Annotated in this window: 19 protein-coding genes; 7 read left to right on the plus strand and 12 right to left on the minus strand. The window is 62.9% G+C overall.

Annotation, left to right across the window (positions count from 1 at the left end; translation table 11 throughout):
- Positions 1–3: 3 nt before the first annotated feature.
- The 5 genes from ccoS to E4662_RS18435 all read right to left on the minus strand — a co-directional run bounded on the left by ccoS (position 4) and on the right by E4662_RS18435 (position 5249).
- Positions 4–162, minus strand: a complete 159-nt coding sequence (ccoS, locus tag E4662_RS18415) for a cbb3-type cytochrome oxidase assembly protein CcoS (protein ID WP_136443074.1) — start codon at positions 160–162, stop codon at positions 4–6.
- A gap of 4 nt (positions 163–166) precedes the next feature.
- Positions 167–2353 (minus strand): heavy metal translocating P-type ATPase, encoded by a 2187-nt coding sequence (locus E4662_RS18420; RefSeq protein ID WP_136443075.1) that lies wholly within the window; start codon positions 2351–2353, stop codon positions 167–169.
- Between the two features lies 1 nt (position 2354).
- Positions 2355–2822 (minus strand): FixH family protein, encoded by a 468-nt coding sequence (locus E4662_RS18425; protein WP_206080310.1) that lies wholly within the window; start codon positions 2820–2822, stop codon positions 2355–2357.
- Positions 2822–4246: a cytochrome c oxidase accessory protein CcoG gene (gene ccoG / locus E4662_RS18430; protein WP_136443077.1), complete on the minus strand. Its 1425-nt coding sequence runs from the start codon at positions 4244–4246 to the stop codon at positions 2822–2824. Before ccoG ends, E4662_RS18425 begins: the two co-directional genes overlap by 1 nt.
- A gap of 94 nt (positions 4247–4340) precedes the next feature.
- The gene (locus tag E4662_RS18435) at positions 4341–5249 is read right to left on the minus strand and encodes a LysR family transcriptional regulator (RefSeq protein WP_136443078.1); all 909 of its coding nucleotides are present in this window, start codon (positions 5247–5249) and stop codon (positions 4341–4343) included.
- 101 nt (positions 5250–5350) lie between these two features.
- Here E4662_RS18435 and E4662_RS24140 point away from each other — a divergent pair, with 101 nt between their 5' ends.
- The 5 genes from E4662_RS24140 (at position 5351) to E4662_RS18455 (ending at position 8223) form a co-directional block, all read left to right on the plus strand.
- Entirely contained in the window at positions 5351–5500 is a 150-nt protein-coding gene (locus E4662_RS24140; RefSeq protein ID WP_168798016.1) for a hypothetical protein, read from the plus strand.
- Between the two features lie 233 nt (positions 5501–5733).
- A complete protein-coding gene (locus E4662_RS18440; protein ID WP_136443079.1) occupies positions 5734–5919 on the plus strand; it encodes a hypothetical protein in 186 nt (61 codons plus the stop codon).
- 103 nt (positions 5920–6022) lie between these two features.
- Positions 6023–6667, plus strand: coding sequence for a lysophospholipid acyltransferase family protein (locus tag E4662_RS18445; RefSeq protein ID WP_136443080.1), 645 nt, complete (start codon positions 6023–6025; stop codon positions 6665–6667).
- Positions 6664–7605, plus strand: a complete 942-nt coding sequence (locus E4662_RS18450; RefSeq protein WP_136443081.1) for a phosphatidate cytidylyltransferase — start codon at positions 6664–6666, stop codon at positions 7603–7605. The genes E4662_RS18445 and E4662_RS18450 overlap by 4 nt, the downstream gene beginning before the upstream one ends.
- Positions 7606–7608: 3 nt before the next feature.
- The gene (locus tag E4662_RS18455; RefSeq protein ID WP_136443082.1) at positions 7609–8223 is read left to right on the plus strand and encodes a CDP-alcohol phosphatidyltransferase family protein; all 615 of its coding nucleotides are present in this window, start codon (positions 7609–7611) and stop codon (positions 8221–8223) included.
- A 117-nt stretch (positions 8224–8340) separates the two neighbouring features.
- Here E4662_RS18455 and ccoP read toward each other — a convergent pair whose 3' ends face one another.
- From ccoP to ccoN, 4 genes are read right to left on the minus strand one after another with little or no spacing between them, the layout of a single operon-like run.
- Complete coding sequence (gene ccoP / locus E4662_RS18460) at positions 8341–9228, minus strand: cytochrome-c oxidase, cbb3-type subunit III (protein WP_136443083.1); 888 nt, start codon at positions 9226–9228, stop codon at positions 8341–8343.
- Positions 9229–9240: 12 nt separating this feature from the next.
- Positions 9241–9408 (minus strand): cbb3-type cytochrome c oxidase subunit 3, encoded by a 168-nt coding sequence (locus E4662_RS18465; protein WP_136443084.1) that lies wholly within the window; start codon positions 9406–9408, stop codon positions 9241–9243.
- 11 nt (positions 9409–9419) lie between these two features.
- Positions 9420–10148 carry a cytochrome-c oxidase, cbb3-type subunit II gene (gene ccoO, locus E4662_RS18470; RefSeq protein WP_136443085.1) on the minus strand — a complete coding sequence of 243 codons (729 nt, stop codon included), beginning with the start codon at positions 10146–10148 and terminating at the stop codon, positions 9420–9422.
- A gap of 14 nt (positions 10149–10162) precedes the next feature.
- Positions 10163–11776 (minus strand): cytochrome-c oxidase, cbb3-type subunit I, encoded by a 1614-nt coding sequence (ccoN, locus tag E4662_RS18475; RefSeq protein WP_136443086.1) that lies wholly within the window; start codon positions 11774–11776, stop codon positions 10163–10165.
- A 205-nt stretch (positions 11777–11981) separates the two neighbouring features.
- Between ccoN and E4662_RS18480 the strand changes: the two genes are divergently transcribed.
- The gene (locus E4662_RS18480) at positions 11982–12821 is read left to right on the plus strand and encodes a universal stress protein (RefSeq protein ID WP_136443087.1); all 840 of its coding nucleotides are present in this window, start codon (positions 11982–11984) and stop codon (positions 12819–12821) included.
- 126 nt (positions 12822–12947) lie between these two features.
- On the opposite strand, the gene E4662_RS18485 is transcribed toward E4662_RS18480, so the two are convergent.
- Together E4662_RS18485 and fnrL are read right to left on the minus strand one after the other, a co-directional pair.
- Entirely contained in the window at positions 12948–13871 is a 924-nt protein-coding gene (locus E4662_RS18485) for a PhzF family phenazine biosynthesis protein (protein ID WP_136443088.1), read from the minus strand.
- Positions 13846–14592, minus strand: a complete 747-nt coding sequence (gene fnrL, locus E4662_RS18490) for a transcriptional regulator FnrL (RefSeq protein WP_136443089.1) — start codon at positions 14590–14592, stop codon at positions 13846–13848. The genes E4662_RS18485 and fnrL overlap by 26 nt, the downstream gene beginning before the upstream one ends.
- 62 nt (positions 14593–14654) lie before the next feature.
- Here fnrL and hemN point away from each other — a divergent pair, with 62 nt between their 5' ends.
- Complete coding sequence (hemN, locus tag E4662_RS18495) at positions 14655–16010, plus strand: oxygen-independent coproporphyrinogen III oxidase (RefSeq protein ID WP_136443090.1); 1356 nt, start codon at positions 14655–14657, stop codon at positions 16008–16010.
- Here hemN and E4662_RS18500 read toward each other — a convergent pair whose 3' ends face one another.
- Entirely contained in the window at positions 16011–16499 is a 489-nt protein-coding gene (locus tag E4662_RS18500; RefSeq protein WP_136443091.1) for a MarR family winged helix-turn-helix transcriptional regulator, read from the minus strand.
- Between the last annotated feature and the right edge of the window lie 37 nt (positions 16500–16536).

The raw sequence follows: 16536 nt of genomic DNA on the forward strand, positions 1-16536 counted from the left end.
ATTTTAGGGCTTGGGGTGGTCGTCGTACTCGCCGGACAGGATGCGCTGGGCGTCGCCTTCGGGATCGTCGTATTGGTTTGACCGGATCGTAAAGACGAAAAACGCAAGACCTGCGCCGCCGAGGACCAGAGAGATCGGGATGAGGTAGGTCAGGATATTCATCGGGTTACCTCAGGCGCAGGGCGTTGAGCGAGACGGTGATGGAGCTGGCCGACATGGCCAATGCGGCGATCAGCGGCGAGCACAGCCCGGCGATGGCGAGCGGTACGGCAATGATATTGTACCAGCTTGCGATTGTGAAGTTCTCGCGGATTCGCTTGACGGCTTTCTCCGCCGTCTGGGCGGCGTCCGGCAGGGGCGCAAGGCTTTTGCCGAGCAGCACGATGTCGGAGGCCACGCGGGCGGCGTCGAGCGCGGAGGCGGGCGAGATCGAGACATGGGCGGCGGTGAGGGCGGCGGTGTCGTTGAGACCGTCGCCGACCATGAGCACCTTGGCGCCGTCATCGGTCAGGGCCTGAATACGGGTGGCCTTGTCTTGCGGCAGGGCCTCGGCCAGCCATTGGGTGATGTTCAGACGGGTGGCGAGCGCCTCGACGGCGGCAGTGGTGTCGCCGGACATGAGGATCACGCGTTTGCCAGCGGCCTGAAGCGCGGCCACGGCCTCTTCCGCGCCATCGCGCAGACGGTCTGTGAAGGTGAAGGCCTGCGGCGTGCCGCCCTGGATGCTGAGCCAGGCGGATGTCATCTCGGAGGTGCCCGCGCCGACCCAGGCGGCGCGGCCAAGGCGGACGCGATTGCCTTGCCAGATCCCTTCGGACCCAAAGCCGGGGACTTCGGTGATCCCGGTCACTTCTGCCGGTTCAATCCCGGCCTCGCGCGCGGCAGAGGTCAAGGATTGGGAAAGCGGGTGGGCGGAGCCCATCGCCAACGCCAGCGCAATTTCGAGATCGCGGCGGGTGAAATCCTGCAGGTTTGTCAGTTCCGGCGTGCCTGCGGTCAGGGTGCCGGTCTTGTCGAAGACAACGGTGTCGACCTGTGCGAGACGCTCCAGCGCGGTGGCATCCTTGATCAGCAAGCCCTTGCGGAACAGGCGGCCGGAGGCGGCGGTGGTCACGGCAGGCACGGCAAGGCCAAGCGCGCAGGGGCAGGTGATGATCAGAACGGCGGCGGCGATGTTGAGCGCAATGCGCAGATCGCCGGAGTAGAGCCACCAGCCGACAAAGGCGAGGGCCGAGAGGATGTGAACGCCGGGGGCGTAGAGCTTGGCGGCCTTGTCGGCGAGCGAGGTGTAGCGCGAGCGGCCCGATTCCGCGACGGCGACCAGATCGGCCATGCGGTGCAGCGAGGTGTCGCGGCCCACGGCGGTGGCGCGGATCAGGAGGGGGCCGGTGAGGTTGACTTCGCCCGCGCTGACGTCGCGGCCCGGCTCGGCCAGAACGGGCAGGGTTTCGCCAGTCAGAAGCGAGCGGTCGAGTTCGGAGGAGCCTTCGGTGATCACACCATCGACGGGCATGCGCGCGCCGGGTTTGACATGCAGGATGTCCCCGATGGCAAGCTCGGAGACAGAAACCTGTTCTTCGACCCCGTCCACCATGCGCCACGCGCGTGGCACTTCGAGAGCGGCAAGCTCTTCGGCGGCGGAACGGGCGACGGAGCGGGTGCGGTGATCGAGGTAACGGCCTGTCAGAAGGAAGAAGGTGAGGGCGATGGCCGCGTCGAAATAGGCGTGCTCGCCCGATAGCGACGTCTCCCAAAGCGAGGTGCCGACAGCCAAAAGGATCGCCAGCGAGATCGGCACGTCCATGTTGAGCGCCCCGGCCTTGAGCGCGGTCCAAGCGTTTTTAAAAAACGGCTGAGCCGAGAAGGCGACAGCGGGCAGGACGATGGCGGCGGAAATCCAGTGGAAGAGATCGCGCGTGGCCCCCTCTGCCCCGGACCAGACGGCGATGGACAGAAGCATGACGTTCATCGCGGCAAAGCCGGAGACGGCGAGGCGCATCAGCAGATCGCGCCCGGCGCGGTCCGTGGCGGTGGCGGAGATGGCGGTCGAGTCAAGCTCGTGCGCCTCGTAGCCCGCCCCTTCGACAAAGGGGATGACATCGGCTGCGGACACATTCGGATCTGCTTCGATGCTGACCCGTTTCATGGTCAGGTTTACGCGCGAAGACCGCACGCCCGGCGCGTCCGACAGGGCGCGTTCGACCGAGGCCATGCAGGCGGCGCAATGGATCGTTGGCAAGGACAGGACGATATGCGCCTCTACGGGCTCTTGCGCGGCGGCAAGGGCTTCGGCGGCAGGCGCCGCGGAACAGGCCGGGCAGGCCGACGCGGGTGGGCGCATCGTCGCGGTCATCTCAGCCTCCGATCGTCATGGTCAGGCGTTGCTGGAACTCGGTGCCATCCAGCGAGACGGCCTTGAGCCAGACGTCCCAGTTGCCGGGGCGCAGGTCCACATAGGCCACGTAGGCGCGGCCGTTGTAGCTGAACTCCGGTGTGATGTCCTCTTTGACATTGGTCGGGCGGCCAACCTTGGCTTCGAGCTTGCCGGCCTGAACCGGACGGCCGTTCTCATCGGTGATCGACAGCAGAAGCATATCGCCGTCCAGCGTCGCCGCGATGTCCCAGCCGAGCGCTTCCTGTGCTTCCTTGCGGTCGTTGAAGGTCTGGCTGGCGATGTAGGAGTTTTTCACCTCCAGCCCCGGGAAGGTTTTCACCGCGTTGTAGGCCAGCGCGAGGTTGACACCGATGATGATCCCGAACGCGCCGACAAAGATCGCAAGGACGTGCCAGCCGGTGAGTTTCCGTTCCTTCGCAGTCGCCATCAGTTGGCCCTCCCGTTGAAGATCGTGTCGTTGTGGGCGCGGTCCCCGGTGGTCAGGTCTTCGACCCAGAAGCGGAAGTCCACCCGTTCGCTTTCCGCCGGTTCAGAGCCGCGCGGCGCGATCACGTAGACCTTTTGCAGATGGGTCTCGTTGGCCGGGACATCGACGGTCTCGTAGGGTGTGCCCTCAAGCTGCACCCGCAGGTATTCGTTGCCGGTCAGAGTAATCCGGAACGGGCGGGATTCGCCACGTTTGTTCAGCAGGCGCACATCGTAGGTGTTGCGGATGGAGCCGTCCGACAGGGTGACAAAGGTCGGGTTGCGCACCGGGGCCACGGTCATTTCGATCTCGGGCCGGATAAACAGGGCAAAGACCAGCCCGATCCCCACCAGCGACCAAAGCGAGGTGTAGAGAATGACACGCGGGCGGAAGATGTGCTTCCAGACGGAGCGCGGCTCGTGGCCTTCGCGTTCGCGGGTTTCGTCCGACAGGGCAAGGTAGTCGATCAGGCCGCGCGGCTTGCCGACCTTGTCCATCATGTCGTCGCAGGCGTCGATGCACAGCCCGCAGGTGATGCAGGCCATCTGCTGGCCGTCGCGAATGTCGATGCCCATGGGGCAGACGTTGACGCAGGCGGCGCAGTCGATGCAATCGCCAAGCCCTTCACGGTTCTTGCCTTTGCCGCGCGCTTCGCCGCGCCAGTCGCGGTAGCCGATGGTGAGCGTGTCCTCGTCCATCATGGCAGCCTGAATGCGCGGCCAGGGGCAGGCGTAGATGCAGATCTGCTCACGCGCAAAACCGCCGAAGAAGAAGGTCGTCAGCGTCAGAACCAACATGGTGGTATAGGCGACGGGGTGCGCATTCAGCGTGACAAGGTCGACAAGCAGCGTCGGCGCGTCGGTGAAATAGAACACCCAGGCCCCGCCGGTGGCGAGACCGATCAGGAACCAGACGGTCCATTTCGTGATGCGCAGGCGGGCTTTGCGGAAGTCCATCTTCTTTTGCCGGTGCAGGCGGAGGCGGGCGTTGCGGTCGCCTTCGATCCAGCGCTCGACAAGGATATAGAGGTCTGTCCAGACCGTTTGCGGGCAGGCATAGCCGCACCAGACCCGCCCAAGCGCAGAGGTAAAGAGGAAGAGGCCGAGGCCCGCCATGACCAGAAGGCCAGCCACGAAGTAAAATTCGTGCGGCCAGATTTCGATCCAGAAGAAGAAGAACCGGCGTCCGCCAAGGTCAAGCAGTACCGCCTGATCCGGCAGTTCCGGGCCGCGGTCCCAGCGCAGCCAGGGCGTGATGTAGTACACGCCCAGCATCAGCGTGAGCAGGACCCACTTGAGACTTCTGAAGTTTCCGGAAACGCGGCGGGGGAAGATTGGCTCGCGGGCCGCATAGAGGCTCGGCGCTGGCGTGTTGCTGTCGGACACGGGGGATTCGCTCCGTAAAGGATTTTTGTTGCTGCCCTTTTCCCAGCTTGCGCGCCCGGCCTCCTTGACCTGCATCAAATACTACATCTTCAATTCAGGTTTTGCGTGGCGGCAGCGTCGGCGTCTCGGTAGGCCGCGCGGCCTCGCGCCTGATCCAGCGGGTGAACGCACGCAGGGGTGGGCGCTGCACGCCGGGGCGCGTGACGAGGTGATAACCGGACTTGCGGGTGTCCTTGAACAGCACCTTGAGACGCCCGGCGCGGATGTCATCTTCGACAAAAACCCCGGCCAGCGAGGCGACGCCCTGACCTTGCCGCACGGCCTCGATCATCATGTTGCCGGGCAGCGCGGTGATGGCGCGGCCGGGCGCGCTGGTGACGCCATGCTCGGACAGCCAGTCCGTTGCCTCCGTGGTGCCAAACTCCTGAAGCCAATGGAAATCCCGCAGGTCCGAAGGTGTCTGAATGGTCTTGCTTTCCACGAGATGTGGCGCGGCGACGACCACCACGGCGGACTTGACCAGCAGTTCGGCCTCCAGTCCCGGCCAGTTTCCGTTGCCGTAACGCAGGGCGACGTCGATGCCGCCGGGCTCCAGCGCGCTGACCGCCGCGCTCGGATCGACCATCAGAGAAATATCCGGGTGCTGCTCGCGAAAACGGCCAAGCCGAGGCATGAGCCATGAGGCGGCAAAAGTGGGGGTGGTCGAGAGCAGCAGCGGGCGGTCGGCGTCCGTGCCGGTCAGAGATTCGACGCTCTGGATGATCTGGCCAAAGCCGTCGCGCAAGGCATCGGCGAGGGTGCGCCCCTCCGGCGTCAGGGCAAGGCTCCGCCCGCTGCGGTCGAGCAAGACAACGCCCATATGCGCCTCGAGCTGCCGCATTTGTTGACTGATCGCGGCGTGAGTGACGTTGAGCGCCTGCCCGGCCGCCTCGACAGAGCCGGTCTGCGCATAGGCGGCAAAGGCCCGGAGGGCGGTGAGTGGGGGAAGGTTGTTCCAGTTCATATGTAACCTTAGCTTACAGTATGAGAGTATTCCTGAGTCGCTTTATCACAGGTTTCAGCGCAGAAAAGAAACCGGAAAGGCGATGAAGAAAGGATAAGGCCATGTTTGGAATATTTGCAAAAACTTTCATGACGGCAACCCGCAGCCAGCCAGAGTTTCGCGATCGCCATGATCTGCCGAAACTGTCCTGGCGCGATGAAGATCTGCCGTTTCGCAGCCATGCGGGGCAAAGGCGGGGCCGCGATGATTGATCCGATCCTGTACATGCCGCCGCCTGTGCAGGGCGGGGCGAAGCCTGAGCGCCGGTTGCGCTGGATCGGGTTTCTGCTGGGAAAATGAAAGGACGCCGGTGCTTCAGGAAACGCGCGAACAGGACGAAGCACCGGCGTCAGGACCCCACCTTGTGAGCGGGGTTTTGGAGTAACCGGGGGGAGGGCCCCGGCTTATGGGCTGAGTTTTGCGCGAAAGGGGGCGGGCGACCTTGATGCAAATCAAGTCCATGCGCGTTACACGCCGGATTTTGAATATTATTTTTGATGTATGTTTTATTGGGTGTTTTGGCTTTGTGGGGCAGCCGTTCCCGGTGCCTCAGCGCGGAATCAAGGCCGCAGGCCGCCGCGCTGGAGGTGAGATGAACGTCCGCAAAAAGCGCACCTCTCACCAAAGCTGAAACGCCAACCCCTCCGCGCAGCGTCCGGAAAACCTCCGGTAATCCGGACTCCCTGTCCAGGCATCGGAAGGATAGTCTGACCCGAAACAGGGAAAGGGTGAGCATGCATTGGCTCAGAACGGGTCTTGCCGGTGTCGCTGGCACCGCAATTGCCTTCTTCGCGCATCTGGTGACGGCGGTGCGGGGGATCTGGGACGGGGTTGAGCCCGTGCCCGCGCAGCGCGTCTATTTCGCCAATCACACCAGCAATGGTGATTTTGTGCTGATCTGGGCTTCGCTCCCGCCTGCGTTGCGGGCCCGTGCGCGGCCTGTGGCGGCGGCTGATTATTGGCTGACGTCGCCGCTCCGGAGTTTCATCGGGCGCGACGTGTTCCGCGCGGTGCTGATCCAGCGTCAGGCAGAGGCGCGCGTGGATGACCCGGTGGGCCAGATGGCCGAGGCCATAGACAAGGGCGACTCGCTGATCCTTTTCCCCGAAGGCACCCGCAACATGGGGGATACGCCGCTGCTGCCGTTCAAATCCGGGCTGTTTCACCTCGCGGAGCGCTGCCCGGAGGTCGATCTGGTGCCGGTCTGGATTGATAATCTCAACAACGTCATGCCCAAGGGCGAGGTGATCCCGATCCCGCTTTTGTGCACCGTGACCTTTGGCGCGCCGCTGGAGCGCGCGCCGGACGAGGACAAGGCGGCATTCCTGAAACGGGCCGAGGCGGCCCTGCTGGCATTGGCGCCGGGAGACGAGACATGACAGCCCCTGCTGAATTTCTGCAACTGATGGCCGGGGTGCTGGGCATCCTTCTTGTCGCCTCTGTCATCGGGTTTGTGCTGAGCCTGAAGCTGAACCGGGACGGCAGCAATGCGACGATTGAAAACCTCAATGCCCGGATCAAGGCGTGGTGGGCCATGGTGGCGCTTCTGGGGCTTGCCATGCTGGCGGGGCGCACCGGGGTTCTGATCCTCTTTGGCCTGCTGAGCTTTGCTGCCTTGCGTGAGTTCCTGACTCTGACGGAAAAACGCCGGGCCGATCACTACGCGCTGGCGGGCAGCTTCTTCATCATCCTGCCGCTGCAATACGTGTTTATCGGCATGGGTTGGTACGGGATGTATTCGATTTTCATCCCTGTCTACGCGTTTTTGTTCCTGCCGATTGTGGCGGTGCTGCGCGGTGAGACGGACCGGTTCCTGATGCGTATCGCGGAGACGCAATGGGCGCTGATGATCTGTGTTTTTGCTGCCTCTCACGTGCCAGCCCTGCTGACGCTCGATATTCCCGGTTTCGAAGGCAAATCCATCCTGCTGATCGCGTTTCTCGTCTTCACCGTGCAGTTTTCCGACGTGATGCAATACGTCTGGGGCAAGCTGCTGGGCCGCCGGAAGATCGCGCCGAAGCTGTCGCCCTCAAAGACTTGGGAAGGGTTTGTCGGCGGGGTTCTGACCGCCTCGCTTGCAGGGGCTTTCCTGTGGTGGCTGACGCCGTTTGCCCCGTGGCAAGCGTTCTTGATGGCGCTGGTTGTGACCCTGATGGGGTTCTTTGGCGGGCTGGTGATGTCGGCGATTAAGCGGGACAAGGGAATCAAGGATTGGGGCCATCTGATTGCCGGGCATGGCGGCTTTGTCGACCGGCTCGATTCGGTGGTCTTCTCTGCGCCGATCTTCTTCCACCTGACCCGTTTTTTCTGGACCTGACCCATGACCGAGAGCCGACGCCCCCTGAAAAGCCGCGACACCGCCCTGGCCGCGCGTGCCGCGCAAAAGCTGGCCGCGACGCATGTTACGCCAAACCAGATTTCTGCCGCATCCATCGGGTTTGCCCTGCTGGCGGGTGGCGCGTTTTGCCTGTCGGACTGGAGCGTGTGGTGGCTGCTGCTGGCGGCATTGGGCGTGCAGATGCGCCTGCTGTGCAACTTGCTCGACGGCATGGTTGCCATCGAAGGCGGCAAGAAAAGCGCCACCGGCGCGTTCTGGAACGAAGCGCCGGACAGGCTGGCGGATATTCTCATTCTGGTGGGCATGGGGTTTGGCGCGGGCATCCCGGCGCTGGGCTGGGCGGCGGCGGCTCTGGCGGTTCTGACGGCTTACGTGCGCGAACTGGGTGTCAGTGCCGGGGCGCAGGCGGATTTCAGCGGCCCGATGGCCAAACCGCACCGCATGGCGGTGGCGACGGGGGCGGCTTTGCTTGCATTGGTTTTGCCCGTTGCCTGGCCTGTGCTGGAGATCGGCCTTTGGGTGATCACGCTGGGCGCTGGGGCCACGGCTCTGCGGCGCAGCGCTCGGGTGCTAGAATGGTTGAAGCGGAACGGGTAGTGGGCGCGACGGCGAGCTCCCGGATCAACTCCGGGACGGGCGCCGCACTTTGGTTCCACAAACGAAAGCGGGCCGGGAAATCCCGGCCCGCTTCGCAGTCTGAAGGGACGTCAGACCTTATTCGGAGGCTTCACCGCCGCCAAGGCCGTGCACGTAGGTGGATACGGCGCGGATCTCGGCTTCGGAGAGACGCTCGTTCCAGTTCGGCATAACGCCGTAGCGGGCGTTGTAGACCGTGTCATGCAACGTGTCGTAGTCGCCGCCATAGAGCCAGATCGCGTCATTCAGAGCAGGGGCGCCCTGATAGCGATCCCCGCTGCCGTCTTCGGCGTGACAGGACGAGCAGTTGTCGAGGTAGACGGTCTCACCGGCTGCCACCAACTCCGCGTTCTGCGGCTCGCCGCCCGACAGGGTCATGACGTAGTTGACCACCTGGTCGATCTGTTCGCCGTCAAGCAGCTCGTCGCGACCAAAGGCCGGCATTTCGGAAACCCGCGCCCAGTCTTCGTCGATCTCCGGGTTACGGATGCCGACGGTGACGGTGGTGTGGATGTCCTCGATGGTCCCGCCCCAGAGCCAGTCGTCGTCCAGCAGGTTCGGGTAGCCCTTGGCACCAGCAGCACCGGCTCCGTGACACTGGGCGCACCAGGTCTTGAAGACGGCGGCACCGGCGTTGAGCGCATAGCCGTTGAGTTCCGCATCCGCTGCAATCTCGGTCAGCTCGACAGAGGCGAGCTTTTCGTTGATTGCGGCGTTGCTTTCCTCGACGCGGGCAATCTCTTCCGCGACTTCACCGCGGGTCGAGTAGCCCAGCACACCGGCCGTGGCGGAGTTCACCAGCGGCCATGCCGGATAGGCGATGGAGTAGCCGATGCCCCAGACGATACAGACGTAGAAGGTCCACAGCCACCAGCGCGGCAGAGGCTTGTTGTACTCCTGGATCCCGTCCCAGCTATGGCCGGTCGTCTCATAATCGAGATCGTCGTTTTTCTTGTTGTCACTCATGTCCCGGCCTCCTTATTCGGCGGGTTTGTCATCGTGGCGGAACGGGATGTTCGCGGTATCCGTGTGGACCGCTTTGGATCCGGGCCGAAGGGCCCAGATCACGATCCCCATGAAGAAGGCGAACATGCCCAGAAGCGCCCAGCTGTCTGCGAGCTCACGCAGGAAGGAATACTGTTCCATAGTCTTCCCCCTTACCGGCTTGCGTCAGGCGTGAAGGTCGAGAAGTCGACCAGTGTGCCCAGCATTTGCAGGTAGGCGATGAGCGCGTCCGCTTCGGAGATGCCCGGCTGGCCATCGAAGTTGCGAACATTCACCTTGTCGCCGTAGCGTTCGAGCAGACCGTCAAAGTCGCTGTCCGGATCGGCCTGGGCTTTGAAGTCAGCCTGGGCAGACGCGATCATCTCTTCGCTGTAGGGCACCCCGACCATGGCGTTGGTCGCCAAAAGATCACCGATGTACTTGCCATCAATCATCTTGTTTTCGAGGTAGCCATACTTCGGCATGACCGATTCCGGCACAACGGACTGCGGATCGCGCATGTGATCGACGTGCCATTCGTCAGAATAGCGGCCGCCAACACGGGCGAGGTCCGGACCGGTGCGCTTGGAGCCCCACTGGAACGGGTGGTCGTACTGGCTTTCGGCCGCGAGGCTGTAGTGGCCGTAACGCTCCACCTCGTCGCGCATCGGGCGGATCATCTGGCTGTGGCAGACGTAGCAGCCTTCGCGCAGGTAGATCTCCTTGCCCGCCATTTCGAGCGGGGTGTAGGGGCGCATGCCTTCGACATCCTCGATGGTGTTGTCGAGGTAGAAGAGCGGCACGATCTGAACGATGCCCCCGATGGTCACCGCCAGGAAGGCGAAGACGGCCAGCAGGGTTACGTTCTTTTCAAGGATCGCGTGTTTATCAAGAATTGCCATGTGTCCGGTCCTCCTTATTCGGCCGGCGTGGCGTGAGCGGCGGCGGCATCGGCTTCAACAGCCGGGGCGCGACGCGCGGTCATCCACAAGTTATAGCACATGATCAGGGCACCAGCGAGGAACAGCACGCCCCCGAGGCCACGCACAACGTACATCGGGAACTTCGCGCCAACGGTGTCGGCAAAGGAGTTCACGAGGAAGCCATTGGCGTCCACTTCGCGCCACATCAGGCCTTCCATGATGCCGGTCACCCACATGGATGCGGCGTAGAAGACGATGCCGATGGTGGCGAGCCAGAAGTGCCAGGACACGAGGCTGAGCGAGTAGAGACGCTCACGGTTCCACAGCTTCGGCACAAGGTAGTACAGAGCGCCAAAGGTGATCATGCCGTTCCAGCCAAGCGCGCCGGAGTGCACGTGACCAATGGTCCAGTCGGTGTAGTGCGACAGCGAGTTCACGGCGCGGATCGACATCATCGGACCTTCGAAGGTCGACATGCCGTAGAAGCCGACGGAAATCACCATCATGCGGATCACGGGATCGGTGCGGAGCTTGTCCCATGCGCCCGAGAGCGTCATCAGACCGTTGATCATACCACCCCAGGACGGCATCCAGAGCACAACCGAGAACACCATGCCCAAGGTCGAAGCCCAGTCAGGCAGCGCGGTGTAGTGCAGGTGGTGCGGACCGGCCCAGATATAGATGAAGATCAGCGCCCAGAAGTGGATGATCGACAGCTTGTAGGAGAACACCGGACGTTCGGCCTGCTTGGGGATAAAGTAGTACATCATCCCGAGGAAGCCCGCGGTCAGGAAGAAGCCCACGGCGTTGTGGCCGTACCACCACTGAACCATGGCGTCCTGCACACCGGAGAAGACCTGAACGGACTTGGAGCCCCAGATCGAGACCGGAATGGCGATGTTGTTGAACAGGTGCAGCATGGCAACTGTCAGGATGAACGACAGGAAGAACCAGTTGGCCACGTAGATGTGCGGCTCCTTGCGCTTCACGATCGTGCCGACGAAGACGGCGAGGTAAGCCACCCAGACGATGGTCAGCCACCAGTCAACGTACCACTCGGGTTCGGCGTATTCCTTGGCGTGGGTCGAGCCGAGCAGGTAGCCGGTCGCCGCGAGGACGATCACCAGCTGGTAGCCCCAGAATACGAACCAGGCGAGATTGCCGCCCCAGAGGCGGGCGGCGGAGGTGCGCTGAACCACGTAGAAGGATGTTGCGATCAGGGCGTTGCCGCCAAACGCAAAAATCACCGCGGAGGTGTGCAGCGGACGCAGACGCCCGAAGTTGGCGAAACCCTGTGCCCAGTCAAAGTTGAGCGCCGGGAAGGCCAGCTGGAATGCGATAAAGGTGCCGACAAGGAAGCCCACGGCCCCCCAGAAGGCGGTTGCGATCACGCCGGCGCGGATCACGCCGTCCATGTATTCGTTTTGCGGATGCACCGTCACCGTGTCTTCGTCGGTGTTCCGGAGAACCCAGATGAACAGGCCGCCCGACACCAGCAAGATGATGAAGGCGTGCACCTGATAAGCCAGATCGCGGGCATAGTTGGTCGCGACCATCGCAAAGATCGCCACCAAACCAAGCACCACGAGCTTGATATAATTCGACATTTTTCGTCCCTTCGTCTGAACCTGCACGATTCGGAGTCCCGGCAGGCGGTTTTTAGACTGGGAGGGTTTTGCGTTGTCCCGGGAAAAGTAACCTTGATCTGCATCAATGGATTTCCGGTTGTCTCTTGATGCGTATCAAAGTGCGGCAATCTGCGCCCGGGTTAGCGTCTTACAATCAGACCATTCATGCGACCGAGGAAACGCCATGAGTTACAAGACTATACTGACAGTCGTTACGGACCCCGATCTCGCGGAAAGCATCGTCAGCCATGCCGCAGCGGTGGCGCAGGGCGCGCATGCCCATCTGGATGTCGTCTGCTTTGGCGTCGACCGGACCCAGACCGGGTATTACTACGCCGGGGCGAACGCGATGGTGCTTCAGGAAACCCTGAACCGTGCCACGACAGAGGCCGAAGCGCTGGCCGCGCAGGTGCGGGAGGTGCTGGGCCGGTTCGAGCTGCGCTGGAGCGTGGAACATGGCGTGGCACAACTGGCGGACATCGGGCGGCACGTCGCGGCGCGCGCCCGCTTCGCGGATCTGGTTGTCCTGCCCAAACCCTATGGCAAGAATCACGGGGTCGAGCTTGAGCCGGTGATCGAAGGCGCGATGTTCGAAGGTCAGGTGCCGGTGGTCGTGGTGCCCGACGATGTCGATCCGCCTTCTGCCCCGAAACGTGTGGTGATTGGTTGGAACGAAAGCGCCGAGGCGCTGCGCGCCGTGCGGGCGGCTCTGCCGGTGCTCAAGGGGGCGGAGCTTGTGCATGTGGTGGTCATCGACCCGCCGAAACACGGCCCGAACCGCTCCGATCCCGGCGGGATGCTGTCGCAATACCTCGTCCGGCACGGGATTCGGGCGGAGATCGACGTTCTGTCCAAGACCCTGCCGCGCGTGTCAGACGTGCTGATGCGGCATGTCACCGATGTGGGCGCTGACCTGGTGGTGATGGGAGCCTACGGGCATTCGCGTTTCCGCGAGGCGATTCTCGGCGGTGCGACGCGCAACATGCTCGAACAGGCCAATGTGACGGTCTTCATGGCGCATTAGAGCGTTTCCAGTTACGATTGGATCACCAATGCTCTGCCACGCTTCGCGTTCTCAAGCCATTGGTGATGCTTGTTGATTCAATGTAAACTGGAAACGCATTAACGCGCCTCGCCTTCGGAAAAAGAATCAGTCTGGGCGCCGCACGGTGCCCTGGCTGATGGAGACGGCAGAGCCGGTCAGATGCACGGCCGTAATCTGATCGCCCTGCATGGTGACCGCAAGGTCGAGCTGCGATGCGCGGCCCATTTCCACCCCTTGGTGAAGCACAAACCGGCTCTTGCCGGCGGCAAGCGCGCCCGCCGCCTTGAGTTGCGCGGCGAGGATCGCCGTGGCGCTGCCTGTGGCCGGGTCTTCGGGAATGCCTGCGGTGGGCGAGAACATCCGCGCCCGGAAATCGCAATCGCTGCCGGGGGTATAGAGATAGGCGCTGTCGACCCCGGCGGCCTCCATGACGTCCGTCCAATGCGGCTCAATCGGGCGGGCCTTGGCCAGCGCCGCCAAATCGCGCACGGGAATATAAAGGAAGGCAGGCCCTCCCTGCCAGAGCCCGGCCGCGTGGGTGTCAAAGCCAAGTTCCGGCTCTGTGAGCCCGACGGCGCTGGCCAAAGTGCCCGTCGGGGGCAGGGTGCCTGTCCCGGCGAAAGGCACCACCGGCGCTTTGAGTGTGGCCGAAACCGCGCCCGCCGTGCGGGTCACCGCGACAGGAACAATACCGGCCTCTTCTTCGAGCACGATCTGCTGTGTGAAGTCCCCTTCCGGCGCGGTCTCCAGAGCCAGGTGAATGGCGCAGCCGATGGTGGGATGCCCGGCGAAGGGGATCTCTCCATCGGGAAAGAAAATCCGCACCTTGGCTGAATGCGCGGGATTCGCCGGGGTCTGAACAAAGATCGTCTCCGAGAGATTGAACTCCCGCGCGACGATCTGCATCTGCTCCGTGCTCAGCCCGTCAGCCCTCCGAACGATAGCCAAGGGATTGCCCGCAAAGGGTTTTTCAGTGAAGACGTCGCAAGTAAAGAAACGCAGGTCAGGCAAATACGCCGCCGTCCGCATCGTCTCCGGCCTCTTCGAGCAGGCGCGTCAGGTCCGGGATCGTCACGTGGCGCTTGCCTTCAAGATGGATCACACCGTCCCGCTTGAGCGCGGAAATCTGGCGGCTGACCGTTTCCAGCGTCAGGCCAAGATAGTCGGCCATCGCCTCCCGTGTGAGAGGCAGATCAAACACCAGCGGCCCGTCAGAGCCCTTGAGTTTGAGGGACGCATCGCGGCGGGCAATGATCGACAGCAGCGAAGCAATCTTCTCGCGCGCGGTCTTGCGCCCGAGCACCAGCATCCATTCGCGCGCGGCATCCAGCTCGTCCAAAGTCATTTCGAGCAGGCGCTGGGCGATGTGGGGCGTGCGCAGCATCAGGTCCTCGAACGGGGACTTGCGGAAGCAGCACATCACCAGATCGGTGGTGGCGACGACGTCATAGGCCGCGCAGTCGCGCCCCGGACGGCCCACGAAGTCCGACGGCAGCAAAAGGCCCACCATCTGGGTGCGGCCATCTTCCATGGTCTGGGTCAGGCTGGCGATGCCGGACACGACGGAGCCGACGAAGTCCATGCGGTCGCCTGACCAGATCACCGTCTGGCCCGCTTCGAACTTGCGATAGTACTTGATGTCCTCAAGCAGCTCGAGTTCGTCGGTCTCACAGCGTGCGCAAACGGCCCGATGCCTGATCGGGCACGAATCGCATTGTTGCGAGACGGCAAGACTGCGTTCGTTTAGCATCGGGGCACCCGTGTTGATCTGGGTCAATGTCTTCTACCTAGTATGCGCTTAACCGTACGCGTATGGACTCGCGAAATCAACTCGCCCGGCTGGGCCTTTTTGACGCAAAAGTACCGCGTTACACCTCGTACCCTACGGCGCCGCATTTCGCTGGCGGCGTAGGGCCAGACCGCTTTGCCGCGTGGATTGAAGCGCTCCCCGTTAATGGGGAAGTTTCGCTGTATGTGCACGTTCCTTTTTGTCGCAGACTCTGTTGGTTCTGCGCCTGCCGGACGCAAGGCACAGCGACACTTAGCCCGGTCGAAGCTTATGTCGAGACGCTGAAGGCCGAATTGGCGATGCTGCGGCGGCATCTGCCAAAGGGAATCAAGCTGTCGCGGCTGCATTGGGGCGGCGGAACCCCGACGCTCCTGACGCCCGACATGATGAAAGATCTGCTGGGCGCGGTCCTTGAGACCGCCGAGTTTGGCGAAAATGCAGAGTTTTCCGTCGAGATTGATCCCAACGAAATCGACGGGGCGCGGCTGGATGTGCTGGCCGAGGGCGGCATGAACCGCGCGTCGATCGGTGTGCAGGATTTTGATCCGGCAATTCAGGAAACCATTGGCCGACCTCAGGGGTTCGATGTCACACGGGCGGCGGTGGACATGATCCGCGAACGCGGCGTCACCAGTCTGAACGCGGACATCCTGTTTGGTCTGCCGCACCAGAACCAGATGAAGATCACCGAAACGGTGCAGAAGCTGCTCAGCTTCAACCCGGATCGCGTGGCGCTTTATGGCTATGCGCACGTGCCGTGGATGGCCAAGCGCCAGCAGATGATCCCGTCGGATGCCCTGCCGACTCCGGCGGAGCGGCTTGCTTTGTTCGAGACGGCGCAGCGGTTGTTCCTCTGGGATGGCTATGAAGAGATTGGCATCGACCACTTTGCGCAGCCCTCCGACGGGCTTGCGATTGCCAAGAAGGTCGGCAAGCTGCGGCGCAACTTCCAGGGTTACACCGATGACACGGCCTCGGCGCTGATCGGGGTTGGGGCCTCGTCCATTTCGCGTTTCCCGCAAGGGTTTGCCCAGAACGCTCCGGCGACGTCCGCGCATACCTCTGCCATTCGGGAAGGGCGTTTCTCGACCGCACGCGGCCATGCCTTTGCCGGAGAGGATCTGCTGCGCAGCCGGTTGATCGAGATGGTCATGTGCGATTTCCGCATCGATGTTGCGGAGATTCTGCGCGACCACGAGATCACGCGCCCGGCGCTCATGCGGATTTTGCGCGATGCGGCGGGGCAGTTCGAAAACCTGCTGGATGTGACGCAGGATGCCCTGATCATCCCGCCCGATGCGCGCCCGCTGACCCGGTTGGTCGCCCGCGCGTTTGACGCCTATGATCTGAGCAAGGCGGGGCACAGCTCCGCGATCTGATCAGTCTTTTTGAAGACCCGCGCCCCAGGTGCGCAGCAAGGCGTTCAGCGCCTTGCGTTCGTCCGGGTTCAGTGATGCCACCAGCGCGTGCTGGTTTGCCACGTGCTCCGTCACTGCCGCGTCAATCGTCTGAAATCCCTGATCCGTCAGTTTCACGATAAAGCCGCGTCCGTCGCCGGGGTTGGGTTGGCGCGCCAGCAAGCCTGCCTTCTCCAGCTTGTCGAGCCGGTTCGTCATGGTCCCGCTGGTCACCATGGTGGAGGCAAGCAGGCTCTTGATGTCCAGAGCATGCGGTGGCCCGGCGCGGCGCAGCGTGGCCAGAACGTCAAAGCCGGCCGCGCTCAGCCCATGTTTTTCAAAGACTTTTCCATGCGCCTCTGCCACGGCCTTGGCCAGCCGCGCAAGGCGCCCGATCAGCGCCATCGGGCCGACGTCGAGGTCTGGGCGCTCGGCGGTCCACTGCGCGATAATGCGGTCAATATCATCCATGAGCGGACTCTACACAGGTTTTGCGAAGAGCTGAAAC

Source organism: Pacificoceanicola onchidii (genome assembly GCF_004804335.1).
In the GTDB taxonomy this organism is placed as follows: domain Bacteria; phylum Pseudomonadota; class Alphaproteobacteria; order Rhodobacterales; family Rhodobacteraceae; genus Pacificoceanicola; species Pacificoceanicola onchidii.